Source organism: Streptomyces sp. NBC_00289, assembly GCF_041435115.1.
Taxonomy (GTDB): Bacteria; Actinomycetota; Actinomycetes; order Streptomycetales; family Streptomycetaceae; genus Streptomyces.
Map to the genome: position 1 here is coordinate 2762373 of NZ_CP108046.1, position 25206 is coordinate 2787578.

General features: G+C 71.0%; 19 protein-coding genes. 13 read left to right on the plus strand and 6 right to left on the minus strand.

Translation table 11 applies throughout. The features are described 5' to 3' along the window. The first annotated feature begins 71 nt into the window (after positions 1-71). From OG985_RS12850 to OG985_RS12900, 11 genes are all read left to right on the plus strand, one after another. Entirely contained in the window at positions 72-1316 is a 1245-nt protein-coding gene (locus tag OG985_RS12850; RefSeq protein WP_371668437.1) for an FAD-binding protein, read from the plus strand. Positions 1317-1432: 116 nt separating this feature from the next. Further along, positions 1433-2677 carry an ROK family protein gene (locus OG985_RS12855; RefSeq protein WP_371668438.1) on the plus strand — a complete coding sequence of 415 codons (1245 nt, stop codon included), beginning with the start codon at positions 1433-1435 and terminating at the stop codon, positions 2675-2677. 281 nt (positions 2678-2958) lie between these two features. Beyond that, a complete protein-coding gene (locus tag OG985_RS12860; protein WP_371668439.1) occupies positions 2959-4221 on the plus strand; it encodes an ABC transporter substrate-binding protein in 1263 nt (420 codons plus the stop codon). 20 nt (positions 4222-4241) lie between these two features. Further along, a complete protein-coding gene (locus OG985_RS12865; RefSeq protein WP_371668440.1) occupies positions 4242-5207 on the plus strand; it encodes a carbohydrate ABC transporter permease in 966 nt (321 codons plus the stop codon). Beyond that, complete coding sequence (locus OG985_RS12870; protein ID WP_371668441.1) at positions 5204-6097, plus strand: carbohydrate ABC transporter permease; 894 nt, start codon at positions 5204-5206, stop codon at positions 6095-6097. The genes OG985_RS12865 and OG985_RS12870 overlap by 4 nt, the downstream gene beginning before the upstream one ends. A gap of 27 nt (positions 6098-6124) precedes the next feature. Further along, on the plus strand, positions 6125-9007 hold the full coding sequence (locus tag OG985_RS12875; protein WP_371668442.1) for a glycoside hydrolase family 2 TIM barrel-domain containing protein: 2883 nt from the start codon (positions 6125-6127) through the stop codon (positions 9005-9007). 184 nt (positions 9008-9191) lie between these two features. Further along, a complete protein-coding gene (locus OG985_RS12880) occupies positions 9192-10196 on the plus strand; it encodes an ATP-binding cassette domain-containing protein (protein WP_371668443.1) in 1005 nt (334 codons plus the stop codon). Then, positions 10196-10999, plus strand: coding sequence for an ABC transporter permease (locus OG985_RS12885; RefSeq protein ID WP_371668444.1), 804 nt, complete (start codon positions 10196-10198; stop codon positions 10997-10999). The genes OG985_RS12880 and OG985_RS12885 overlap by 1 nt, the downstream gene beginning before the upstream one ends. After that, complete coding sequence (locus OG985_RS12890) at positions 10999-11805, plus strand: ABC transporter permease (protein WP_371668445.1); 807 nt, start codon at positions 10999-11001, stop codon at positions 11803-11805. The genes OG985_RS12885 and OG985_RS12890 overlap by 1 nt, the downstream gene beginning before the upstream one ends. A gap of 63 nt (positions 11806-11868) precedes the next feature. Beyond that, complete coding sequence (locus OG985_RS12895) at positions 11869-12096, plus strand: hypothetical protein (RefSeq protein ID WP_371668446.1); 228 nt, start codon at positions 11869-11871, stop codon at positions 12094-12096. 95 nt (positions 12097-12191) lie between these two features. Then, positions 12192-12788, plus strand: coding sequence for a TetR-like C-terminal domain-containing protein (locus tag OG985_RS12900; protein WP_371668447.1), 597 nt, complete (start codon positions 12192-12194; stop codon positions 12786-12788). Between the two features lie 227 nt (positions 12789-13015). Here the strand turns inward: OG985_RS12900 and OG985_RS12905 are convergent, their stop codons facing one another. The 4 genes from OG985_RS12905 to OG985_RS12920 all read right to left on the minus strand — a co-directional run bounded on the left by OG985_RS12905 (position 13016) and on the right by OG985_RS12920 (position 17884). Continuing rightward, positions 13016-13852, minus strand: a complete 837-nt coding sequence (locus OG985_RS12905; protein WP_371668448.1) for a TIGR03943 family protein — start codon at positions 13850-13852, stop codon at positions 13016-13018. Further along, the gene (locus OG985_RS12910; protein ID WP_371668449.1) at positions 13849-14883 is read right to left on the minus strand and encodes a permease; all 1035 of its coding nucleotides are present in this window, start codon (positions 14881-14883) and stop codon (positions 13849-13851) included. Before OG985_RS12910 ends, OG985_RS12905 begins: the two co-directional genes overlap by 4 nt. A gap of 117 nt (positions 14884-15000) precedes the next feature. Beyond that, positions 15001-16701, minus strand: a complete 1701-nt coding sequence (locus tag OG985_RS12915; RefSeq protein ID WP_371668450.1) for a DUF2264 domain-containing protein — start codon at positions 16699-16701, stop codon at positions 15001-15003. Positions 16702-16804: 103 nt separating this feature from the next. Continuing rightward, positions 16805-17884, minus strand: coding sequence for a rhamnogalacturonan acetylesterase (locus OG985_RS12920; protein ID WP_371668451.1), 1080 nt, complete (start codon positions 17882-17884; stop codon positions 16805-16807). A 190-nt stretch (positions 17885-18074) separates the two neighbouring features. Here OG985_RS12920 and OG985_RS12925 point away from each other — a divergent pair, with 190 nt between their 5' ends. After that, positions 18075-19751 carry a rhamnogalacturonan lyase B N-terminal domain-containing protein gene (locus tag OG985_RS12925; protein WP_371668452.1) on the plus strand — a complete coding sequence of 559 codons (1677 nt, stop codon included), beginning with the start codon at positions 18075-18077 and terminating at the stop codon, positions 19749-19751. A 15-nt stretch (positions 19752-19766) separates the two neighbouring features. Here OG985_RS12925 and OG985_RS12930 read toward each other — a convergent pair whose 3' ends face one another. Continuing rightward, positions 19767-21179, minus strand: a complete 1413-nt coding sequence (locus tag OG985_RS12930; RefSeq protein WP_371668453.1) for an RICIN domain-containing protein — start codon at positions 21177-21179, stop codon at positions 19767-19769. Between the two features lies 1 nt (position 21180). Then, positions 21181-22365 (minus strand): family 43 glycosylhydrolase, encoded by a 1185-nt coding sequence (locus OG985_RS12935; protein ID WP_371668454.1) that lies wholly within the window; start codon positions 22363-22365, stop codon positions 21181-21183. Positions 22366-22560: 195 nt separating this feature from the next. Here OG985_RS12935 and OG985_RS12940 point away from each other — a divergent pair, with 195 nt between their 5' ends. Continuing rightward, entirely contained in the window at positions 22561-24657 is a 2097-nt protein-coding gene (locus OG985_RS12940; RefSeq protein WP_371668455.1) for an autotransporter, read from the plus strand. Positions 24658-25206 lie beyond the last annotated feature (549 nt).

Sequence of the window (25206 nt, forward strand, 5' to 3'; positions counted from 1 at the left end):
GACCGGCGCCCTGGCCGGTGGCGCCGGATGAGAGGGTCTGCTCCTACGCACTTTTCGGGAGGACGACAAGCATGACGGAGCCGGTCACCAACTGGGCGGGCAACATCACCTTCGCCGCCAGGGAGCTGCACCGCCCGCGTTCGCTCGACGCGCTCCGGGCTCTCGTGGCCGGCGGTGCGAAGGTGCGGGTGCTGGGCAGCGGACACTCCTTCAACGAGATCGCGGAGCCCGGACCCGAGGGCGTTCTGCTCACCCTGGACGCCCTCCCGGCCGAGGTGGAGGTCGACACGACGGCCCGTACGGTGCGGGTCGGCGGCGGCGTCCGGTACGCGGAGCTGGCCCGCCGGGTGCACGGGCACGGGCTGGCGCTGGCCAACATGGCGTCCCTGCCGCACATCTCGGTGGCCGGTTCGGTCGCCACCGGTACGCACGGCTCGGGCGTCGCCAACGGGTCGCTGGCGTCGGCCGTGCGCGAGGTGGAGATCGTCACGGCGGACGGCTCGACGGTCGTCGTCGCACGGGAGGACCCGCGTTTCGACGGCGCCGTCACGTCCCTCGGCGCCCTGGGCGTCGTCACCGCCCTCACTCTCGACCTGGAGCCGGGCTTCGAGGTCGAGCAGCACCTCTTCACCGAACTCCCGTTGTCGGGACTGGACTTCGAGACGGTGGCGGCCACGGCGTACAGCGTCAGCCTGTTCACCGACTGGCGGGAGCCGGGCTTCCGGCAGGTGTGGCTCAAGCGGCGCACCGACCAGCCCCTCGCCGCCTTCCCGTGGGCGGCGCCGGCCACCGAGGCGCTGCATCCGGTGCCGGGCATGCCGGCGGTCAACTGCACCGAGCAGTTCGGTGTGCCGGGGCCCTGGCACGAACGACTGCCGCACTTCCGGGCCGAGTTCACCCCGAGCAGCGGCACGGAGCTGCAGTCGGAGTACCTGATGCCGCGCCGGTTCGCCGCCGATATGCTGTATGCAATCGACGGAATCCGGGAGACGGTCGCCCCCGTACTGCAGACGTGCGAGGTGCGGACCATCGCCGCCGACGCGCAGTGGCTGAGCCCCTCCCACGGGCGGGACACCGTCGCGGCGCACTTCACCTGGATCGAGGACACGGCGGCGGTACTGCCGGTGGTACGGCGACTGGAGGAGGCGCTGGAGGCCTTCGACGCGCGGCCGCACTGGGGGAAGGTGTTCACCATGCCGGCAGCGGTGGTGCGCGGCCGGTACCCGCGCCTGGACGACTTCCGCACGCTGGCCCGGGAGCTGGACGCGGAGGGTAAATTCGCCAACGCGTTCCTCCGGGACGTACTGGACGACTGACTTTATAAAGCCCCTTTCCTAACCCCTTGTAGAAAGTCCCCGACTCCCCATAGCCTTGCGCCGCCGGTGCCGACATGCCCCGGTCTGCCTGAGTCGAAGGGACGGGGGCCGGCCCCATGAAGCGCACCTCTCGTGACATCCGCACCGCGAACCGCTACGAGGTGTTGCGCCAGCTCATCGCCGCCTCACCCACCTCCCGCCAGCAGCTGGCGGCGGCCACCGGACTGAGTCTGGCGACGGTCGCCACGCTGGTCGGCGAGCTGCTCGACCTGCGCATGATCACGGAGGTCGGGTTCGAGGACTCGGCGGGGGGCCGCCCCCGGGGTCTCGTGGCCGTCAACGCGTCGGGGGGCGCGTTGATCGGCGTCGACATCGCCGAGACGTACGTCCATGTCGAGCTCTTCGACCTCGCGCTGAACGTGCTGGCCCGCGCCGACGAGGACATGCGTCCCGGCGAGAGCCGCCCCGAGCAGGTGGTCGGCCATGTCGCCGCGGCCGTCGGCTCGGTGGTCGCGCAGGCCGGGATCGAGGGCGCGCGGGTGCTGGGGGTCGGGGTCAGCGTGCCGGGCCAGGTGGACCGCGACACCGGCATCTCGGAGTACGCGCCCAACTGGGACTGGCACGAGGTGCCTCTCCTCGACCTGCTCTCCGACCACATCGCCTACCCCCTCTACCTGGACAATCCGCTGCGCGCCTGCGCTGTGGCCGAGCTGTGGTTCGGTGCCGCGCGCGGTCGCGGGGACGCCGTGGTGGTCAACCTCGGGACCGGCGTGGGCGCCGGCCTCGTGCTGGGCGGCGGGCTGCACCGGGGAGTGAGCAACAGCGCCGGCGAGTGGGGGCACACCACGCTCGTGCTGGACGGGCGGCTGTGCCACTGCGGGAACCACGGGTGCGTGGAGACGTACGTCGGCGCGCCGGGCATCATGCTGAACCTGCGCGAGCTCAGCCCCGGCAGCTCGCTGCTGCATCCGGAGGACCAAACGGCGACCATCGACGCGCTGGCCCGCGGGGTCGCGGAGCACGATCCGGTGGCGCTCAAGGTGGTCCGCGACACCGCCCGCTACCTGGGCGCCGGCATCTCCGACCTGGTGAACCTGTTCAATCCCGAGGTGGTCGTGCTGAGCAGCTGGGTCGCCGCGGCCCTCGGCGCGCCACTGGTGGCCGAGGTGCGCGAGGCCGTCGCCCGGCACGCGCTGAAACGGCCCCTGGCCGCCACCGAGATCGTCCTCTCCCCCATCCCCACCGACCCGGTGTGCCTGGGCGCCGCGACCTTCGCCCTGGAGGGCGCGCTCCAGTCCGTGGGGCAGCGGAACGCGGCACGCACCACCCCCACGAGGAGACGTGTCGCACCGCCTTCGTGACGACCGGGGGACGCACACGACCCCGTGCCACCGGAGGCCGGGCGAAGGCCCTCCGGAGGTCTGACCGTCAGCTGGAGAAAGAGGTGCGGGCCGGCGGATTCGGCGGCCCGCACCTCCGTCACGTCCGGTATTCCGAACGCTGCGCAACGCTTCGCGCAGACTTCGTCCAACCCCTTGCCGAAGCCTTAGCCGAAGGTTAACGTCCCGCACCGCAAGCCCATTCGAGCCACCTGGCCGCAGAGCCGTGGAGCCACCGCCGTACTTCAGACAAGGACGTCACCATGTCGGCAATGAGCAGCAACTGGGACCGCCGATCACTCTTCAAGGCCGCCGCGGGCCTGGCCGCCGCCGGCACGCTGGCCGCGTGCGGCAGCAACAACGGCCGCAGTGACAGCGGGGGTTCGGGCACGAACCTCACCCAGTTCTTCCACGCGTACGGCGAGGCGGGGACCGAGCAGGCCATCAAGAAGTACGCGGCCGCGTACGACAAGGCCAAGGTGAACACGCAGTGGATCACCGGTTCCGACTTCGAGAGCAAGCTCTTCGCGACCCTGCTCACGAAGAACGCGCCGGACCTCTTCGAGTTCCACCCGCAGATCCAGCTCGTGAAGAGCGGTCAGGTGGCCGATCTGACCGACATCATCGATCCGGTCAAGGACGACTTCAACCCGGCCGACATCACGTCGCACACGGTGGACGGCAAGATATACGGCGTCCGCATGATCGACGACCCGCAGTTCTTCTTCTACCGGCCCTCGCTGCTGGAGAAGGCCGGCGTCAAGGTGCCCACCACCCTCGACGAGCTGATCGAGGCGGCCGCCAAGCTCACCACGAGCAAGGTCAAGGGCCTCTTCCTCGGCAACGACCTGCACGCGGTCATCAACCCGATGATATGGTCCGCCGGCGCCGACACCCTCGACGACAAGAACCAGATCGCCTACCACACGGACGGCGTCATCGAGGGCATCAAGAAGATGCGCACGCTGTTCACCAGCGGTGACCTGCTGCTCGACGCCCCGGCCGACTACTGGGACGCCTCCGCGCTCAACCAGGGTCTGTGCGCCATGCAGTTCTGCGGCATGTGGGCGATGCCGCAGTTCCAGCAGACGCTCGGCGACGACATCGGCGTCTTCCCCTTCCCGAAGGTCACCGACAGCGGCAAGCCCTCGGTGTACAACGGCGGCTGGTCGATGTTCGTCAACGCCAAGGGCGAGAACGTCGAGGCGGCCAAGGCGTACGTCAAGTGGCTGTGGCTCGACCAGAAGACGTACCAGGAGGACTGGGCGACCTCGTACGGCTTCCACATCCCGCCGCGCACCTCGATCGCCGCGTCCGCCACGAAGCTCAAGTCGGGTCTGCCGGCCGAGGGCGTCAAGCTCTTCACGGACTACGGCCACTTCGACAACATCGGCTGGACCCAGGCCATGATCACCGCACTGGAGGACGTGTTCGCCAACTCCGTCCGCAAGGGCGGCGACCCGGAGGCCTCGCTCGACAAGGCCGACAAGACGGTCAACCGCGAGCTCAAGAAGCTCTTCGGATAGACCGGCGGACGGACTGCGACATGTCGACGACCACCACGCGCGACCTCGCGCGCCCCGCCCCGGCGAAGGCCTCCAAGGCCAAGCCGCGGCGGGGGCTGCGGGGCAGCAGCACCTTCAACTTCTGGCTCTTCACCGGCCCGTTCCTCGTCGGGCTCGTGATCTTCGTCTACGTTCCCATCGGCTGGAGCATCTGGCTCAGCTTCTTCGAGGCACGCTTCACCGTCACACCGGACAAGTTCGTCGGCTTCGAGAACTACCGGTTCATGCTCGACGACAACGACTTCGTCGGCTCCCTCGGCACCTTCACGGTGTTCGCCGCGTTCATCGTGCCGACCACCTGGGCGCTCTCGCTGGGCCTGGCCCTGCTGGTGAACCGGCTGCGCTTCATGCGGGCGTTCTTCCGCTCGGTCTTCTTCCTGCCGACCGCGTGCAGCTATGTCGCCGCCTCGCTGATCTGGAAGATGTCCATCTTCAACGGCGTCCGCTTCGGCCTCGCGAACACCGTCATCGGCTGGTTCGGCGTCGACAACATCGCCTGGCTCGCCAACCCCGACCCGCCCTGGTACTGGCTGGTCATCCTCACCGCCCGGCTCTGGCTGCAGTCCGGCTTCTTCATGATCCTGTTCCTGGCGGCGTTGCAGAACATCCCGTCCGAGCTGTACGAGGCCGCCGCGATCGACGGCGCCAAGCCCGGCTGGCAGACCTTCTGGTACATCACGCTGCCCCAGCTGCGGGCGACCTCGACGGCGGTGGTCCTGCTGCTCCTGGTGGCCGCGTACCAGGCCTTCGACGAGTTCTTCAACCTCCTGTCGAAGACCACCTGGGGCCGGCCACCGCTGGTCGAGCTGTACTACACCGCCCTGGGCCAGAACCAGGACTACGGCGCGGGCAGCGCCGGCGCGGTGATGCTGACCCTGCTGATCGTCATCGTGACCCTGTTCCAGGGCAAGCTCATGGGATTCGGAAGGGGTGACGAGTCCAAGTGACCACCACCGCACCCGAGGTGAGGAAGACCCCGCCGTCGGCCGGAGAGCCGGCGCGCAGGCGGCGCGGCGCGGTCATGGGGTCCACCGGCCTCTACATCGCCACCGGCGTCGCCGCCTTCCTGTTCCTGATCCCGTTCTATCTGCTGGTCCGCAACTCCCTGTCGACCGACCCCGACATCACCGGCGAGAACTGGAAGTTCTTCCCCACCGACATCCAGTGGGACAACATCACCGAGCCGTTCCGCGACACCACGGTCGACTTCGGCCAGTCGATGGTCAACTCGCTGATCGTGGGCGTCCTGCACACCATCGGCACGCTGCTGGTGTGCTCGCTGGCCGGCTACGGCCTGGCCCGCATCCCCTACCGGCACGCCAACAAGATCTTCTACGCCGTCCTGTTCACCCTGATGGTGCCGGCCGCGGTCACCTTCGTGCCGAGCTTCGTGCTGGTCTCGTCCCTCGGCTGGGTCGACAGTTACCGGGGGCTCATCATCCCGGGCCTGTTCAGTGGTTTCACCTGCTTCCTCTTCCGGCAGTACTTCCTGGGGTTCCCCAAGGAGCTGGAGGAGGCGGCGCGGGTGGACGGGCTCGGCTACTGGGGCGCGTACTGGCGCGTCGTGGTGCCCAACTCGCTGAACTTCTTCGCGGCGATCGCGACCATCACCTTCATCAACGGGTGGAACTCCTTCCTGTGGCCGCTGGTCATCGGCCAGGATCCGAGCGCGTGGACCGTCCAGGTCGCCCTGTCCTCGTACATGACGAACCAGACGGTCAACTACCACCTGATCTTCATGGCCACCGCCATTTCCATCCTGCCCCTGCTGTTCGTGTTCCTCTTCCTCCAGCGCTGGCTGGTGCAGGGGATCGCGCAGACCGGCATCAAGGGCTGACGCCTTCTTCCCGAAACCTGGAGACCGATGTCTTTCCGCACCACCACGGCCGACTATGTCGAGGACGTCTCACCGGGCAGCGGTGCCCTGCCGCCCCGCGCCTGGTACGCGTCCTCGGACGCGAAGTCCCTGTCGCTGAACGGCAGCTGGCGTCTACGGCTGTCGGCGACGGCCGACGCCGAGGACGACTCGTTCGCCGAGGAGGGGTACGACGCCGGGGACTGGGCGGAGGTCGTGGTCCCCGGACACTGGGTTCTCCAGGGCGACGGGGCCTTCGGGTCCCCGATCTACACCAACCACCTCTACCCGTTCCCGGTCGACCCGCCGCACGTGCCGACCGACAATCCGACCGGCGACCACCTGCGGGTCTTCGACCTGCCGGACGACTGGCCCGCCGGACCTGACGCGGGCGGCGCCGTGCTGCGCTTCGACGGGGTCGAGTCCTGCGCCCGCGTCTGGCTCAACGGCACGGACATCGGCGAGTTCAAGGGCTCCCGGCTGGCCCACGAGTTCGCGGTCGGCCATCTGCTGAAGGCCGAGGGCAACGTGCTCGCGGTCCGGGTCCACCAGTGGTCCGCGGGCTCGTACCTCGAGGACCAGGACCAGTGGTGGCTGCCGGGCATCTTCCGTGACGTCACCCTCCTGCACCGTCCGGCGGGCAGCGCGCTCGACTTCTTCGTGCACGCCTCCTACGACCACCGCTCGGGCGAGGGCACCCTGCGCGTCGACTCCGACGTCGACGGGCGGGTGACCGTGCCCGCCCTGGACATCGATGTCGCGACCGGCGACGCGGTGACGGTCCCGGTCCTGCCGTGGACGGCGGAGACGCCCCGGCTGTACGACGGCGAGCTGGTGACGCAGGGCGAGCGGGTGCCGTTGCGCGTCGGCTTCCGGACCGTCGAGCTCGCCGACGGCCTGATCAAGGTCAACGGCAGTGCGATCCTCTTCAAGGGGGTCAACCGGCACGAGTGGCACCCGGAGCGGGGCCGCGCCCTCGACCTGGAGACGATGCGCGAGGACGTGCTGCTGATGAAGCGGCACAACATCAACGCCGTCCGGACCTCGCACTACCCGCCGCACCCGGCCTTCCTGGACCTGTGCGACGAGTACGGCCTGTGGGTCATCGACGAGTGCGACCTGGAGACCCACGGTTTCACCGAACAGGGCTGGCGCGACAACCCGGTGGACGACGACCGCTGGACCCCGGCGCTCCTGGACCGCGCGGCCCGCATGGTCGAGCGGGACAAGAACCACCCGTCCGTCGTCATCTGGTCCCTCGGCAACGAGGCCGGCACCGGCCGCGGCCTGACCGCCATGGCCGAGTGGATCCACGGCCGGGACTCCTCACGGCTCGTGCACTACGAGGGCGACTGGGACTGCCGCGACACGGACATGTACTCGCGCATGTACGCCTTCCACGCCGAGGTCGAGACGATCGGCCAGAACCTCGACGGCGGGACCGGGAAGCGGCGCGAACTGCCCTTCATCCAGTGCGAGTACGCACACGCCATGGGCAACGGCCCCGGCGGACTCGCCGACTACCAGCGGCTGTTCGAGAAGTACGAGCGACTCCAGGGCGGCTTCGTCTGGGAGTGGATCGACCACGGCATCAGGCACCCGGAGCTGGGCTACGCCTACGGCGGCGACTTCGGCGAGGAGCTGCACGACGGCAACTTCGTCTGCGACGGACTCGTGTTCCCCGACCGGCGGCCCTCCCCCGGTCTCGTGGAGTACCAGAAGGTCATCGAGCCGGTCCGCATCGACGGCGACGGCTCGGACGGCACCGTCCGCGTCACCAACAGGTACGACTTCGCCGACCTGTCGGGGCTCGCCTTCGAGTGGTCGTACCAGGTAGACGGCGAGACCGTCGAGGCCGGCACGCTGTCCGTGCCGTCGCTCGCGCCGGGCGAGGCGGCCGACGTGAAGCTGCCCGAACCGCCCGGGGACGCGCGCGGCGCCGAGACGCAGTGGACGGTGAGCGCGCTGCTGGCGGCCGACACCGCATGGGCGCCGAAGGGGCACCGGGTGGCGTGGGGCCAGTTCCCCGTCGCCCCGCGGGCGCTGCCGTCCCTCGCCACCACCGCCCGGCCGCTGCGCGGCAAACGGCGGATCACCCTGGGCCCGGCCCGCTTCGACGCCCGTACCGGTGTGCTCCACTCGGTCGGCGGGATCGAGGTGAGCGGGCCCCGCCTGGACGTGTGGCGCGCCACCACCGACAACGACGAGGGCGCCGAATGGCAGTCGGACACGCGCTACGCGGTCCTGTGGCGCACGCTCGGCCTGCACCGCATGCAACACCGGCTGGACGCGGTGGAGTTGGCGGAGGACGCGCTGACGGTACGGACCCGGGTGGCGCCGGCCGCCCGGGAGGTGGGCCTCGCCACGGTGTACCGCTGGACCTCGGACGGCGACCGGCTGCGGCTGACGGTGTCCGTGAAGCCCGAAGGCGAGTGGACGCTCCCGCTGCCCCGGCTCGGCGTCCGCCTCGGACTGCCCGGCACCGCGGACCGGGTGCGCTGGTTCGGCGGCGGCCCCGGCGAGGCGTACCCGGACACCGGGACCGCTTCGGTGGTCAACCGCTGGGCGTCCACGGTCGACGAACTGCAGACGCCGTACGTGCGCCCGCAGGAGAACGGTGCCCGCGCCGACGTCCGCTGGGCGGAGATCGGGGGCCTGCGCATCGAGGGCGACCCGCGGTTCTCCTTCAGCGCGCGCCGCTGGACGAACGAGCGGCTGGACGCGGCCGCCCACCTCACCGACCTCACGCCCGGGAACGAGGTGTGGGTCAACCTCGACCACGCCCAGCACGGCATCGGCTCGCAGTCCTGCGGCCCGGGCCCGCTGCCGCAGTACTTCCTGCGGGCCGAACCGACCGAGTTCTCCTTCGTGTTCTCCGTTCTCGACCGGTGAGACGGGCGGTGTTCCCGACCGGTGTTCTCGACCGGTGTTCTCGACCGGTGTTCTCGACCGGTGTTCTCGACCGGTGAGATAACCGATTGACCGATTGATCGACATCTTGCCAAGGTCGTGGGGTTCTTCGCGGCCGGCCGGCTCCTCAGCCGGCCGGCCGCCTTTCCCTGTGGAGGTCGACCGAGTGACAGCCGGCATCGAGGTACGCGGCCTCTCCCGCACCTTCCACACCACCGTGCGACGCCCCGGTCTCGCCGGCGCCCTGCGCTCCCTGGTCGACCCCGAGCGGGTCGCCAAGCACGCCGTCCGCGACATCACCTTCGACGTGGCCCCCGGCGAACTCCTGGCGCTGCTCGGCCCGAACGGCGCCGGCAAGTCCACCACCATCAAGATGCTGACCGGCATCCTCACGCCCACCTCCGGTGAGGCCCGGGTGGCGGGCGTGCGGCCGTACGAGGAACGCGAGCGCAACGCCCGTAACATCGGGGCGGTGTTCGGGCAGCGCACCCAGCTGTGGTGGGACCTCCCGGTGCGCGAGTCGTTCGCGATCCTGCGGGACATCTACGAGGTGCCGAAGGCCGAACACGCGGCCCGGCTGGCCGAGTTCGACGACATCCTGGCCCTGTCCTCCTTCTGGGACACCCGGGTCCGCCACCTCTCCCTCGGCCAGCGCGTCCGCTGCGACCTCGCCGCCGCCCTGCTGCACGACCCGCCGGTCGTCTTCCTCGACGAGCCCACCATCGGCATGGACGTGGTGGTCAAGGAGCAGGTGCGGGAGTTCCTGCGCCACCAGGTCGAGGAACGCGGCCGTACGGTCCTGCTGACCACGCACGACATGACCGAGGTGGAACGGCTCGCCGAACGGGTCGTCCTGATCAACCACGGCCGGCTCGTGCTGGACGGCGGCCTCGACGAGATCCGCCGCAAGTTCGGCTCGACCTGGCAGGTGCGGGCCACACTCGCCGATCCGCACACCGAGGTGGCGCCGCTGCCGGGCATCGCCCTGCTGCGACAGGACGGCCCCCGGGTCGTCTTCGGGCCCGAAGCGGCCGACGGCCCCGGTGCCCCGACCGTCCACCAGGCGCTGAAGGCGGTCATCGAGCGGTACGAGGTGAGCGACATCGCGCTCGACGAGGCGGACCTCGAGGACGTGATGCGGGCCGCGTACGCCCAGGCGGGAGACGCGTGATGGCCGTCCTGCACGCCTGGCGCGCCGCCCGGGTCACCCCGCTCGGCGAACTGCACACCCCGCCCCGGATCACCGCCGCGCTGCTCCGACTAACCGTGCAGGTGGTGCTGGTGGCGTCCCTGTGGCGCGGCCTGTACGCCCACACCGGCAGCACCGCCGGACTCGGCCGCGACCAGGCGGTGACGTACGCGGTGCTGGCCGTACTGGCTTCCCGGCTGCGGGAGCTGGACCAGTTCACCGGCCGGGACACGGTGATCCAGCACATGCACTTCGGCACCATCGTGTACTGGTACCTGCGCCCGCTGTCCCCCGGGCGCTACTACGCCCTGCGCGCCCTCGGCGAGCAGCTCTACGGCCTCGCCTGGGCGCTCGTCGGCTACGCGGCCTGTCTCGCGGCCGGGGTGGTGCGGCCGCCCGGGTCGGCGGCCGTGGCGGGCGTGTTCGCGCTGAGCCTGCTGCTCGGGCAGTGGGTGCTGTACTACGTCATGCTGGTGCTGGACCAGCTGTGCTTCTGGACCCTGCGCAATAACGCCGCGATGATGATCCTGATCTTCGCGCAGAACCTGTTGTCCGGGGTGTACGCGCCGCTGTGGTTCTTCCCCGACTGGTTCGTGACGCTGAGCGCCTTCCTGCCCTTCCAGGCGACCCTGAGCGTGCCGCTGTCGCTGTACATCGGCCGCATCCCGCTGTCGGACGCGGCCGGAGCGCTGGCCCTCCAGGCCGCCTGGGTCCTGGCGCTCGCCCTGTTCACCCGGTTCCTGTGGCGGCGGGCCGCCCTGCGTGTCATCTCCCAGGGAGGCTGATGTCCGTGAACGCCGTCCGGATCATGTGGCGCGTCACGCGTCTCAACTTCCGTGCCCAGCTGGAGTACCGCACCGAGTTCCTGATGATGATCGCGATCGGCGCGGTCTGGCAGGTGTCGGTGATCGTGTTCGCGACGGTTCTGCTGTCCCGGTTCGCCGGCATGGGCGGCTGGGACAGCTCCGACGTCCTGCTCATCCCGGCGACCCGGATGCTCGCCCACGGCCTGTTCGTCCTGGTGCTCGGCCGGGTGCACGGCCTGGGCCGGCACATCCAGGAAGGCATCATCGACACCTGCCTGGTCCGCCCGATGCCCGTCCACCGCCAGCTCCAGCTCGCGTACTTCCCCACCAACGCGATCGGCGACCTGACCGTGGCGGCCGGCCTGATGGCCGGCGCGGTCAGCCGCAGCCATCTGGACTGGACGGCGGGCCGCGTCGCGTATCTGATCGCCGCGGTGCTCGGCGGCATGCTCCTGGAGGCCGCCCTGTTCACGGCGGTGGCCTGCGCCTCCCTGCGCTTCCCGGCCGCCGACTACTGGGGCCGCTGGCTGGAGGAACTCCTCGGCACCTTTGGCAGCTACCCGCTCAACGTGCTGCCGAGGGCGGTCGGAGGCCTGCTGACGTACGGCCTGCCGCTCGCGTTCGTCGCGTACTTCCCGGCCGCGGTCCTCACCGGCCACGGCCACGACACCGGCGTCCCGTACTGGCCGGCGGCCCTCTCCCCCCTCCTGGGCGTAGTGGCCTACCTGGCGGCCCGCCTCCTGTGGCGCCGCGGTCTGCGCCACTACGCGGGGGTGAACGGCTGACGAGGCGATGATCGGCCGAGAAGCGAGCATGCGGCGCCTCCGTACCGGGGAAACATCTCCCGCATGTCCGACTCCACCCTGTGGATCTTCTCGGTGACCGCCGGCACGGCCGTGCTCGCCGGCTGGGTCACCAGCCGGGGCACCGCCCGCACGGCACAGATTCAGGCCCATGCGGCCGTCAAGACCCAACGCGCGGTTCGGGTCGGCGAAGCACGGCGGTCGGCCCACCCCTTTCGGCACCGCCTCCTGGTCTTCGTCTCCACAGCCCGGTCGGCGGTGCGTGACCTGTAGGCAGGACGGTGAGGGGGCCCGAAGCTCCGAAAGCTGGGCGCACTAGAGTTTTCCCTAACCCACCTAGGTTGTCGCATCGTTCGCGGAGGTCGCCCGTGGCTCGCGCAGGACTCACTCCCGACCTCGTGGTCGCGGCGGCCGCCGAACTCGCCGACGAGGTCGGGTTCGAGAACGTCACGTTGATCGCGCTGGCACGACGCTTCGGGGTGAAGGACGCGAGCCTGTACTCTCATGTGCGGAATCTCGGGGATCTGCGGGTTCGGGTCGCGCTCCTGGCCGGTGGCGAGATGATCGACCGGATCGCCGCGGCGGTCGCGGGCCGGGCGGGCAAGGACGCGTTGGCCGCGTTCGCCGACACCTACCGGACGTACGCCCTTCAGCACCCTGGCCGGTACGCGGCCACCCAGATCCGGATCGACCAGTCCCTCGTCGCCGACTCCCCCGCCATGCGCCGCACCGCCGAGATCACCTACGGCATGCTCCGCGCCTACGGCCTCGCCGAGCCCGACCTCACCGACGCCGTACGCCTGTTGCGCAGCACCTTCCACGGCTACTGCGCCCTGGAGGCCGGCGGCGGCTTCGGCGCTCCCAGGGACGTACAGAAGTCCTGGGAGCGGGCGATCGACGCGCTGCACGTCCTGCTCGAGCGCTGGCCCGAGGAGGCGGACACGAACCCCTCGACCGACGGCTGAACCTCGGCGCGCAGGGCAACCTTTCGCCCGCGGGCGGCCACTTGGGGGCATGACCTCAGCTGGACCCACCACGCGTCACCGCCGTATCCGGGGCGCCCGCAAGCCCGTGATCGCGGGCCTCGCCGCGATCGCCGCCCTGACCGGGGCGTGGTACGCGACGGCCGACGCGGCACCGAGCGCCTCCGGCGGCCTCACCGTCACCGGCACCTCCGTCCGCCTGCCGGCCGTCAGGAGGGGCCGAGCGGCAGGGCGTCGGTGTAGCCGTTCGTCGGCCGGGCGACCTTCCTGACGGTCCGGGCGTCCAGGGCGACCGGCGCGGAGCTCGTGCCCAGGGTGCCGCCCGCGTGCCAGGTTCCCGTGAGGGTCACCCAGGTGTCGGCGGGCGGCGCCGGGACGTCGTCGACCAGCACCTTCACGGACTGGGCGTCCGCCGCGCAGCAGGAGAGCATGATCCGGGTCAGGTACCAGCCGCCGCCCTTGCCGGGCGTGACGAAGCCGGTCATCAGGACGGTGCGTCCCTTGATGGCCTGCCCGCGGTCCTGCTGGACGCGGCTGGTGAAGTCCCTGAGGGTGATCGGCAGCGGTGAGATCGCGGGCAGTGGGTCGAAGTCGTCCTGTGGGGTGACGGCCTTGGGAGGTTCCCGGGACGCCGTGTACGCGCCGAGGGCGGGCGGGGCGTAGAAGAGCAGGCTCAGCGCGGGCAGGAACAGCAGCCAGGCCACCCGGGGCATCCCGGAGTGGTCATGCGCCCCGTGGGTCTCACCAGCATGGGCGTGCTCGTCGCCATCGACGCCCTGGTCTCCATGGGCGTGCTCGTCGGTTCCGGTTCCGGCTTCCGTTCCGGTTCCGGCCCCTCCTGCACCCCCGTCGCCCGTCCCGCCCAACGCTCTCTGCCGCGACCACGCCTCCGCCACGCCCAGAAGGATCAGCAGGACGCCGGAGGCGATCAGCAACGGGCGCATGCCCTCCTTGACGTATCTCAGGTACAGGTCGGTGAAGAGGGACGCGCGCAGTACGCCGAGGCCGCTGAGGACGAGCAGGAGGACCTGGAGGTTGCGTTTCACAGCAGCGCTCCTCCGATCAGCACGCTGCACACGATCGCGACGACCGTCGTGGCGGCGGAGAAGCGGACCGCGAAGGCCCGGCCGAAGGTGCCCGTCTGGAGGGCGATCAGTTTCAGGTCGACCATCGGCCCGACGACCATGAACGTCAGCCGGGCCAGCGGCGAGAAGCCGGTGAGGGAGGCGGCGACGAACGCGTCGGCCTCGGAGCACACCGCGAGCAGGATGGCGAGCGCGGCGAGGAACAGCACCGACAGCCAGGGCGAGCCGGAGAAGGTGTCGAGCACCGACCGCGGCACGGCCACGTTGAAGGTGGCCGCCGCCATGGCGCCGACGACCAGGAAACCGCCCGCGTGCAGGAAGTCGTGCTGGAAGCCGCGCCGGAACTCCGTCCAGCGGTTGTGGCCGGGCTGGTGTCCGGTGTGCCGTACGGCCGGCCGGAGCCACTGTTCGCGCCCCAGCCAGAGCCACAGCCACCCCATCACGACGGCGGTGGCGGAGGAGGCGAGCAGTCGGGCCAGCACCATGACCGGACTGGCGGGGAAGGCGATGGCGGTGGCGGTCAGCACGACCGGGTTGACGGCGGGCGCCGACAGCAGGAAGGCGAACGCGGCGGCCGGGGTGACGCCCCGGCCGATCAGACTGTTCGCGACCGGTACCGACGCGCACTCACAGCCGGGCAGGATGACGCCCGCGGCCGTGGCGACCGGGACGGCGAGCGCGGGCCGCCGGGGCAGCACCCGGCTGAACACGCGCGCCGGCACGAACGCGCTGATCGCGCCGGACAGGGCCGTGCCGAGCAGCAGGAAGGGCAGTGCCTGGAGGGTGACGGCGAGGCAGACGGTCCGCCAGGCGTGCACGGCCGGTTCGTCCCCCCACCGGCCGAAGGCGAACAGCGCCGTCCCGGGAACGGCGGCCGCGCCCAGCAGCAGGAGCGGCCAGAACCGTGGCCAGTCGCGGCCGGCGAACTGGTCATCCGCCGGGGGCTCGGCGGCGACCGGCGGCGCCTCAACCCGTTCAACTGTCGTCCGCACACCAGCTCCACACGTCGGATGTCCGGATCGAAGATAGCGGGCCCGAAAACACCGCTCCGCACCGTCCCACCCCATCCGCTCCGCGGACCGCCGCGCACCGCCCGGATCCCCGCCCGCTCAGCCGCTCGCGGTGACGTCCGCCCCGCCGTCGTGGAACCGGACCCGCAGCTCGGGACCCCCGCGCCAGCAGACCTCCAGATCCCCGGCCTCGTTGATCCGCACGTCCACCGACTCCTCCAGCGGAGCGGGGTCCGGCTCGGCGGTCAGCCGGACCAGGGCGACGAAGAGGGTGCCACCTCCGGCGGCGTGGCCGGTGACTCCGGTGAGGTCGCCGGTGAGGCCGACGGCCGGCAGGATGTCCGCGCGTACGCCGTCGGGGGCCGTCCAGCCGGTCACGCGCACCGCTGTGCCGGGGTCCGTCCCCACCACCCGATGGGCCCGCACCTCCGCCGCCCCGTGCGCGAGCACGACGCTGGTGACCCGCGCGCCGCCGCCCGCGAGGTGGCGCGACGCCGCCCAGCCGTCGCCCACGCCCAGCGGCTCGATGCCGGTACGGCTCGGATCGCCGCCGACGATCACACTGTTGTCGTACGACGCCGAGGGCGCCGTCACCGTCGAGTAGGCGAGGCGCGTGTAGTGCGGGTCGTAGCGGACGTCCTCGCTGCCGTGGTTGTGCAGGCGGACCAGGCCGTCCGAACGCGTCGACTGCAGCAGCCAGTTGGGGGCGGCGACCGGTGTGAGAGCGTCCGTCCGCTCGGCCGGGCCCGGCTCCTCGGTGGCGGTCCACACGGGGTGGTCGGCCGGCAGGAGCAGGCCGAGGAAGCCCTTGCTCGCCCAGTACGGCGAGGCCGGGCCCGAGTAGCCCTGCAGGACGGTCTCGTCGGGGCCGTGCCAGCCGAGGGTCAGCAGGCCACGGGAGTCCACCGCGCCGCGGTCGAGGAAGTACCGCAGGGCGCCGGAGGCCAGCCGGCGGGTCTCGCCCGGCGACAGCGGGGTACGGCCGGTCAGCGCGCCGAGCCACAGCGCGGCCGTGGTCGCGAACCGGTAGGTGAGGCTGCGGCCCTGACGCATCGGGGCGCCGTCGGCGCCGAACAGGCGGGCGTAGTCCTCGAGATGCCGCGACAGCCTGCCCCCGTACAGGTCCAGCAGGCGGGTGTCGTCGGCGAGCCAGGCGTGCAGCACCGGATAGAGGTGCATGGCCCAGCCGTTGTAGTAGTCGAAGGCGCGGCCGGGGCCGTCGGAGTACCAGCCGTCGCCGGCGTACCACTCCTCGATGCGCTCCAGGCCCCGGTCGATCGCCTTGCGGGACGCGTCGGGCTCGTATCCGATCTCCTGGAGGAAGCCGCCGACCGTCACCGGGAACAACTCCCAGTTGCACGGCCAGGGTTCGGCGGTGAGGGCGTCGCCGAGCCAGGCCGCGGCGCGCCGGCGCACGGTGTCGTCGAGGCGGTCCCACAGCTGCTTGCGGGTGATGCGGAGCGCGAACGCGATCGACGCCGCCTCCACCAGCGGCTGGCCGCGGTCCTCGATGCGCGGCCACACGCCCGAGACGCCGGCCGCGAGTCCGTCGGCGTACCGCTCCAGGGCATTCTCGTCCTGGCGGAAGGCGGCGAGCAGCAGCGTACGGGCGTACCCCTCCAGGCCGTCCGAGAGCCGGCCCGACCAGCTCACCCGGTCGCCGGGGAGGTGGTAGAGGGCGCCGCCCTCGGCGCCGTACGGCTCGACCGCGGCGAGCAGACCGTCGGCGGCCGCCTCCCAGTGGGCGCGGGTGCAGCCGGTGCGGGGGCTGAGGGTGTGGTCGTCGGGGGGCAGGCGCATCGGCTCTCTTCCTCGTCGGCGGTGGGGCGTCGGCGGCGTGCGTCGGCGGTGGGGCCTGGGACGCCCCGGTTCCGGTCGGGACGCCCCAGGGATCATGGGGGACTCAGCCCACCCGCACCTTGCCCTCCGGCACCAGGTGCCGGGCGACGAGTTCGTCGCGGACCAGGCCGGCGTAGACCGTGGCACCGTGTGCGGAGGTGTGCGTGTTGTCGCGCTTCTCGTTGTAGAGGTACAGGGCCTTGGAGCCTTCGACGCCCAGGGATTCCACCAGTGCCTTCGTTTTCGCCGTCAGGTCGATCAGCGGCACGTCCTGGGCGGCCGCGACCGAGCGGATCACCTCAGGATGGTTCACTCCGAGGCCGTTGACCAGAAGCGCGGTGCCGTTGTTCAGGGTGCCGTCGGTGTTGAACCAGCGCCGCACGATCGGTGTCACGAGGACCGGACGGCCGCCCCGCTCCCGGACACCGGCGACCAGGGTCTCGAGATTGGCCCGGTAGGTCGCCTCGTCGGTGGTCTTGTCGTTGTGCGCCAGTTGCACGAGGACCAGGTCGCCGGGCCGGATCAGGGGCTGGACGGTGGCCCACAGCCGCGGGTCCTGGAGGTAACTGACCGTGCTCTCGCCGGAGTCCGCGTAGTTGGCGACGGTGATGCCCCGGCGCAGGTACTGCGGCAGTTGCTGGCCCCAGCCGGAGTACGGGTCGCCGGGCTGGTCGCAGACCGTGGAGTCGCCGACGAGGAGGATCTGTCGGGCGACGGGGGTCTTCCCGGGCGGGTGGGCTCCGGCGCGGGAGGCGGCCGGGGTGACGCGGATGCCGGCCAGGGCGGGCGCCGTGCCGCCGATCGTGAGGTCCAGGCCGGGAGTTCCCTCCGGGCCGGTCGGTTCGCCCTCGGGGGTGCGGACGTTCACGGTGAAGCTTCGGGTCACGCGTTCGCCGGCCGGGGCGGCCGTCTCGGGGAGCAGGGAGCGCCGGGTCTCGCCGGTGATGCTCGTGCTCGACCCGGTCGCACCGCCGAGCCGGACCGTCACGTCGTACGTGCCGGGCGGCACGTCGAAGTGACAGGCGGTGGCGGTGCAGTTGTCGAGGCCGAGGGGGCGCTGCCCGCCGTCGGCCTGGGCCGGTCCGGCGGTCAGGCCGGTACTCAGGGTCAGCGCCGCGAGCACGGCGAGGTTGAAACGTCTCATGGAGAGTCCTCCGACGGGTCTGCGGGGCCTGGCGGGTGGACCGTACCGCTCCCGGCAAGCGCTTTCTAGTGTCCGGGAGTCAATTCACCCGATCGCCAACTCCCGGGGTGCGAAAGCCCTTTCGCGAAATCGATTCAACTGTCACCCTGGCGAATCACCCGCACCCCCACCTCCCGAAGGAGGCACCCCCATGTCCGGATCCGTGAACCGACCGGTCCGACGCCGTACCTTCGTCCTCGGCTCCGCCGCCGCCGGTTCGGCGGCGCTCGCCGGCCCGCTCGCCCCCACCGCCTCGGCCGCGGGGTTCGGCTGGTCGGACGACGGCTCGCACTACGTCGTCGACACCGGCGCCAACCTCGTCTTCAAGGTCGCCAAGAGCAACGGCGACCTGACCTCCCTGGTCTACCGGGGCACCGAGTACCAGGGCTACGGCGGCAAGAACTCGCACGTCGAGTCGGGCCTCGGCAGCTCCACGGTGACCCTCGCGCAGTCCGGGTCCACGATCCTGATCTCCGTCACGTACGGCACGCTCAAGCACTACTACGCGGCCCGCAGCGGCGAGAACAACGTGTACCTGTGGACCAACAAGGCCGACACCTCGGTCAGCGCGACCCGCTACATCGTGCGGGTCAAGGCGGGAGCGTTCCTCAACGACGAACCCGACTCCTACACGTACGCGCCCACCACCCTCGAAGCCTCGGACGTGTTCCTGAAGTCCGACGGCCAGACCCGCTCGAAGCACTACTCCAAACTCCGCGTCATCGACTACGACCACCTCGGCTGGAGCGCCGGCGGCGTCGGTCTGTGGATCGTGCGCAGCAACCACGAGAAGGCCTCCGGCGGTCCTTTCTACCGCTCGCTGCTGCGCCACCAGAGCGCGGACGGCGGCGGGCTGTACGAGATCCTCTACTACGGCGAGAACCAGACCGAGGCCCAGCGCTTCGGCCTCCAGGGCCCGTACGTCATCGCCTTCACGGACGGCGGCGCGCCCTCCTCCGCGCTGTTCCCCGGCACCCTGACCACCCCGTGGGCGGACTCGCTCGGCATCTCCGGTTACGTCGGCGCGAGCGGCCGGGGCAAGGTGGCCGGCGTCGGCATCACCGGGCGCGACACCGCGTACCCGTACACCGTCGGGCTCGCCAACGCGGCGGCCCAGTACTGGGGTTCCGCGCGGTCCTCGGACGGCTGGTTCTCGATCGGAGGTGTGCTGCCGGGTGTATACACGCTGACGGTCCACAAGGGAGAGTTGGCTGTATACAGTACGTCGGTGACCGTCTCCGCGGGCGCGACGACCACTCTCAACACCCTCGCCGTCCCGTCCTCGAACGACCCGGCCAACGCGAGCGCGATCTGGCGGATCGGCGACTGGAACGGCACGCCGAGCGGCTTCAAGAACGCGGCGCTGATGACGTACGCGCATCCCTCGGACAGCAGGGCCGCCCCCTGGACCGGCAACGTCGTGATCGGCGGCGGAAACGAGACCTCGGCCTTCCCGGCGTACATCTGGAAGGACGTCAACAGCGGTCTGCTGGTGTACTTCAAACTGACCGCGGCGCAGGCCGCCGCCGCGCACACACTCAGGATCGGGGTGACGACGGCCTACGCCAATGGCCGGCCGCAGGTCGTCGTCAACGACACCTGGACCTCGGCCATCCCCTCGCCACCCACCCAGCCGAGCACCCGGTCTCTGACCGTGGGCTCCTACCGGGGCAACAACCACACGTTCACCTACAGCGTGCCGGCCAGTGCCTGGCTCACGGACACCGGCCAGTACAACGTGCTGAAGATCAACGTGGTGAGCGGTTCGGGGACGACCTCCTATCTCAGCGCGGGCACGTCGGTCGACGCGATCGACCTGCTGGCCTGAGCGGCCGATGCCTCGTCAGGTGCCGCGCGTCCACTGCTGGTTGGTGCCTCCGGTGCAGGTGTAGGTGATGACCGCGGCGCCGTTGGCGGTCGACGCGCCGTTCACGTCGAGGCACTCTCCGCTCGCCCGGGACTTGACGTTCACGTAGCTTCCCGTGGTGGTCAGCGACCACTGCTGGGTGGTGGCCGTCGCGCCGCAGTTCTCCTGGGTGACGGTGTTCGCGTTCTCCTGCACGCACAGGGAGCTGTTCCTGACCACCAGCTGGTAGTAGCCGCTGCCGACGGACCTGAACCAGTACTTCTGGTTGGCGCCGCCGTTGCAGTCGTACTGCTTGATCACGGCACCGGGCCACAGCGACTGGCTGGTCACGTCGGCGCACTTGGCCGAGTGGCGGGCGACGAGCGTGTTGTACGTGGCGCTCGTGCCGCCGACCGTTCCGGCGGCCGTGTCGACGGTGATCTCCGGGTACCAGGACATGGACATCGAGGTGGAGCTCGGGAAGGTTAGCGGCAGCCACACGTACCGCGAGTCGTTGACCGTCCCGCCGAAGGAGTTGCCCCAGCGGTCGCCCAGGTACAGGTACGAGGTGCCCGAAGTCCCCTGTACGGGCAGGACGTAGGCGGTCTGCGAGCCGTACGCCGTGGAGTCGCCGACGTTGGTCATCGCGCTCCAGGGGCCGGCGAGGCTGGTCGCGGTGGCGTACTGCTGCTGGTTGGGGTTCCAACCGGTGGCGCCCGAGGTCAGCATGAAGTAGACGCCGCCCCGCTTGAACAGCGCCGGAGCCTCGCGGTGGCCGCCCGGCCAGGGGTTGGCGGTCAGGCTCGCGATACCGGTGTAGTCGGCGGTGAGCCGGTAGATGTGCAAGTCGTAGTTCTCGTTCGCGGCCGAGGCCATGTACCCGGTGCCGTCGCTGTCGACGAAGACCGTGATGTCACGGGACATGTGCTGGCCGAGGGGACGGAAGCTGCCCTGGTAGGTGTAGTCGCCGTCGACCGTGTCGGAGACGGCGACGGCGGCCCGCGCCTCGCTGTAGTCGGTGCCGTTCTCCTTGTGCATCCACATCACGAACTTGCCGGTGGACGCGTTGTACATGACCTTGGGCCGCTCGATGTTGGCGCTCGCCAGCTCGGTCGCGCTGGACCGGGTCAGCACGTGGTTGCGGAACTCCCAGTTCTTGAGGTCGGTGGAACGGTAGGCGTCGACGTACTGGAAGGTGTTGCCGGCGTCGCGGTGCTCGCCGAACCAGTAGTAGTAGCCGCCGACCTTGATGACCCCGCCGCCGTGCGCGTGCACGGCGGCACCCGAGGTGTCCGTGAACTGGGTGCCGTTAGTGACGGTCTGGGGTGCCGCCTGGGCCGGTCCGGCGGTGGCGAGGGCGCCGAGCAGGGCCAGGCAGAGGGCGAGCAGGGTCGCGTACGCACGTCTCATGTCACGCACTCTCCTTGACGGTGTCGATCAGGGCGGACGCGGTCGCGGTCGCGGCCCGGTCCGTGGCGGTGTCTGCGGCTGCGGCCGGGGCCGGGGCCAGGGCTGTGTCCTCGGCTGTGTCCGTGGCCGTGTCCGCCACCGGGATGCCGAAGTCGGGGGTGCCGTCCGGGTTCCAGCGCAGCTTCTGGACGCGGGTGTGGCGGTTGGGGTCGTTCAGCGGGTCGCCGGTGATCTCCTTGTACTGCCGGGCGTGGTAGACGAGGACGTCGCTGCGGCCGTCCTCGGCGACCGTGAAGCAGTTGTGGCCGGGGCCGTACTGCCTGGTGGTGTCGTTGCTGGTGAAGACCGGTGTGGGTGACTTGGACCAGCTCGCGGGGTTCATGAGGTCGCTGCCGGCGTCCGCGGTGAGCAGGCCCAGGCAGTAGTGCCGGTCGGTGGCGCTGGCCGAGTAGGACATGAACACACGGCCGTTGCGCGCGATGACCGACGGACCCTCGTTGACCTTGTAGCCGACGCACTCCCAGTCCAACTCGGGTGTCGAGAGACGGACCTGGGGCCCGGTCAGCGTCCACGGGTTCGCCATCCGCGACAGGAAGATCCCCGTGTTGTCGTCCAGGCCGGGCTCGTGCTGGGCCCAGGCCAGATAGCGGGCGCCGCGGTGCGTGAAGGTCGTGGCGTCGAGGGAGAACGTCTCCCAGGCCGTCCTGATCTGACCCCGCTCGGTCCAACTGCCCCGGAAGGGATCGGGGTCGGCGTTCTCCAGCACCCAGATGCGGATGTCCCAGACGCTCTCCGCCGGCGCCGAGGCGAAGTAGACGTACCACTTGCCGCCGATGCGGTGGATCTCCGGCGCCCAGATGTGCGCGCCCATGGGGCCGGTCACGTGCCGGGTCCAGATGACCGACTCGGCCGCGGTGCTCAGACCGGCCAGGGTGCGGGAGCGGCGCAGGATGATGCGGTCGTACTCGGGGACGGTGGCGGTGAAGTAGTAGTGGCCGTCCGCGTGGCGGTGGATGTGGGGATCGGCGCGGTTGCGGACGAGCGGGTTCACGTAGGGGGCTGCTGCGTTCCGGCCCGGGGCCGCCTGGGCGATCGAGGGGGCCATCGCCAGGGCGCCCGCGGCCAGGGCCCCCTTCAGCATCAGGCGGCGGCCGGGGTGTTCGGGCAGGTCGTCATCGCGGCTCATGCGGACTGCCTCTCGCGGGGGGATACGCGGTGTTCGATGCTCGGAAAGCCCAGAAGTTCGCAATACCGAACAACATCTGTCATGTTCGAACGCCGAAAACGTACGGGTGTGTTACGAGGAGGTCAACGGGTCGGACGGGACGAAGTTGGCCGCACATTTCTGTTATCGGCGAGCCCCGCCGCCCGTCTCCCTCACGTGCGCAGCCGAACCCCCAAGTCAGCGGCGATCGCCGGAGCCCTCGCGGCCGTCGCCCTCCTCGCCACCGCTCCCGCCGCGTCGGCCGCCGGCCCCCGGGACGTGACCGCCGACGTCCTCGCCGGCCGGGACGTGACACTCGCCGGGGACACCCTGGTCACCGTGCCCGCCGGCACGACGACGTACGACGGGGTGTTCCGCGGCGAGGGCACGCTCACCGTGCGCGGCGGCGGGACCCTGATCCTCACCAGGGACAGCGACTTCACGCTGCCCGAGGCACGGCAGCGGCAGAAGGTGACCACACAGGGCGGCAACCACCCCTACACCACGGTGGCCGACCCGGACCCGCCCGCGATCACCGTGGGGCGCGGGACCACCCTCCAGTACGGCACGGGTGGCGGCACCGGCCTCATCGGGCACTTCCCGTACAACACCCCCGGGTACCGGTTGAACCAGCTCAACGTCCGGGTCGACGGCACGCTCCGCCTCTCCCTGACCCGCACCTTCAACATCGGCACCATCAGCGGCTCGGGCCTGGTCACCCAGCCCCGGAACATGTGGGGCACCCTCGACCTGGCCGGCACCCACCCCTTCTCCGGCGTCATCGACAACGGCACCGGCATGGCGGTCGGCCGCCCCGAGTACCCGGTGGCACTGCCCGACGCCCGCGCCGTGCTCAACCAGGGTTCCTGGATCATCGACACACCGCTCTCCCAGACGATCACCCTCCGCCAGAACTTCTACCAGCGCGAGTACGGCAGCGACGTCAACGTGCACACCCGGCCCGGCAGCAAGGTCGTGCTCACCGGCCAGTACAGCTACAGCGACCAGGGCGGCGACACCAACCCCTCGCTGAGCGATCCCGAGCTCAACTGGCGTGCCATCGCCCACCAGTTGAACAAGCGCGGCACCAACATCGAGGGTGCGGACGTCCGGTGGGGCGACGGCACCACACACCGGATCTTCATGCCGGGCACCGCGGACACGGTGTACGTCAACCTGCACGAGGCGAGCGGCCGGCGGTCCCGGCTCACCTTCGACTACGACGGGCCGGTGACGCTGGGCGCCCCGATCGGCGGCGGCCGCTACCACGACACGCTGGCCGCGCCCGGCGCCGGGGACGTCGTCGTCGCGGGCACCCGCGGCAACGACGTGACGTTCGCGGCCGAGCAGTACTACGACGGGTCGACGACCATCGAGAAAGGGGCGGTGCTACGACTCGGATCGGGTCGCGGGGACGGCTCCCTGCTGACGGGCACGCCCCGGCGCAGGGTGGTGGACGACGGCACGCTGGTCGTGCACAACGCGTCGACTCCGGTGTCCCTGTCCCGGATCGGCGGCTCCGGTTCACTCGTCCAGTCCGGCACCGCCACGACCACGCTGACGGGCGGCGCGGTGACCTACACCGGGACGACCACGGTACGGACGGGCACCCTGGCGCTGCGCTCCGGGGCGACGCTCGCGAACAGCAGGGCGATCCGGCTCACGTCCGGTGCCGCACGGCTCGACGCGGGGCCGGCGGGACTGCGGGTGGCGAGCACGCTGACCGGCAGCGGGACCGTGCGGGGAGCGGTGCGCAACGAGGGCGTGGTCACGGGCGGCCTCACGATCCTGGGCGACTACTCGCAGCACGCGTTGGGCGAACTGGTGCTGCACAAGGCGCCGTTGAAAGTGTCCGGAGCCGTACGGCTGGCCGGAGGCCTCGACCTGTCGGCCATGGGCACGAAGCCCGCCCGCCGCGTCACCGTGCTCGACCACACGGGCCGGTCGAAAACGACGGGCGCCTTCTCGGGCCTGAAGGAAGGGGCGAAGCTGAAGCTCGCCGACACCACCTTCCGCATCAGCTACCGGGGCGGTGACGGCAACGACGTCGTGCTGAACGCCCTCACGGCCACGTCGGCCCCGTCGACGGCACCCACCGCGTCGGCCACCACCCCGGTGTCCACCCGAAGCGCCGCCGCCGCGGACGACCAACGGTTCGGCTGGTGGCCGTACGCGCTGGCACTGGGCCTCCTGGGCACCCTCCTACTCCCGGCAACCCGCCACCACCGCAGCCGCCGCAACCACCGCGGCGGCCGACACGCAGGGCGGGGATAGCGGCGGGAGACAGCGCCGGTCGGTGTCGCCCGCCCCTGGACCGAGGTCGGGTCGGCGCCGGCCGGCGAACGGCCGGGGCTGTGACGGGGGGCGGCCGGGGGCCGGGTGGCCGGGGCCAGTGGCCGGTGTCCGGGTGGCCGGGTGGCCGGGTGGCCGGGACCCGTGGCCGGTCTGGTGGGCCTGTGGGCCGGTGGCCGAGTGGCCGGTGGGCCTTGGGCCGGTGGCCGAGTGGCCGGTGGGCCTTGGGCCGGTGGCCGAGTGGCCGGTGGGCCTTGGGCCGGTGGCCGGCCGGTGGCCGGGACCAGTGGCCGGGGCCGGTGACCGGGTGGCCGACGGCCGGTGACCGGGGCCGGTGACCGGGCCGGTGGCCGCCCACCACAGGGGTGCGGGCGGCCACCGGCAGCGCCGATGCGCATGTCCGACACGCCGAGCGGTGACGTGCCCCAAAGGGGCGCGGGGAACTGCGCGACCAGCCACGACGCACCCGCACCCGCACCCGCACCCGGCGTACCGGACCCCGAGGGACCGAACCCCCGACGTGCCGGACCT